Annotated in this window: 1 pseudogene; it reads left to right on the top strand. The window is 62.7% G+C overall.

From position 1 onward, the window contains the following. Positions 1-329 precede the first annotated feature (329 nt). Positions 330-906, top strand: a pseudogene (locus EN750_RS36560) (lipopolysaccharide biosynthesis protein); the annotation flags it as partial.

The raw sequence follows: 906 nt of genomic DNA on the forward strand, positions 1-906 counted from the left end.
CGCCATGACGGGTCTGCCCGGTCGCCTATCGAGACCAGGGACGCGTCGGGTTCGTCGCCGCGCACAGCCTGGCCAAGCGCCAGCAATGAGCGCTCGCGCTTCCAGTCCTCGCGGTTTTCCCTGTCGACCATCGTCTGGAACTTTACCTTTGGCGACCTGCAAACGGCGCTTGGCCATTCGTTAAGCCACGCTAAACAGGCATGGAAAACAAAAGGTTAATTTTCCCGCACCGAAGCGTCGGTTTCTCGCTTCGGTTACATCTATTTTCGACACAGGCTCAGCCTCCAGAACGGCACGTTAAGTTTTCCCGCCTAGGCTCTCCTTGAGACATGACGCAGGCCAGTGACATACCGCAAAGGCGGCCCCTCGCCCGGATCGGCAGCTTTTTGGCCGAACGACGGGGGCTGCTTCGCGACTATTTCTCGGCGATCAGCGGCGCCGGCGGGCGACTGGTGTTTTCGCTGGCCTATTTCATCGCGCTGGCCAACACGCTGTCCATTTCCGAATTCGGCATGTTCGCCACCGCTTCGGCGGCCGGTGTCATGCTGTCGCGCATCCTCGCCTTCGGGTTCATCTCGGCGCTCTACCGCACCGCCACCATCCGCCCCAATCTGATCGGCACCTTCTCCGCCGGCTTCCTGCTGCTCGGCGTGCTGTCGCTGCCGTTGCTGGCCGCGGCCTCGTTCGGCGTCTACCTGCTTTTCTTCGCCGACACCGTGCCGCTGTCGGTGTTTGCGGCAATCGTCTTTGCCGAAGCGCTGCTGTGGCGGCCGGTCGAGGTGGCGCTGATCGTCAACAATGGCCTGGGCAAATTCGGCCGCGCCGCGCTGCTGGCTATCCTGGCGACCGCGTTGCGGGCGCTTGGCGCGGTGCTGTTCATGTTCTCTGCGCATCACAGTGTCTGGA

This window comes from Mesorhizobium sp. M7A.F.Ca.ET.027.03.2.1 (genome assembly GCF_003999175.1).
Classification (GTDB): domain Bacteria; phylum Pseudomonadota; class Alphaproteobacteria; order Rhizobiales; family Rhizobiaceae; genus Mesorhizobium.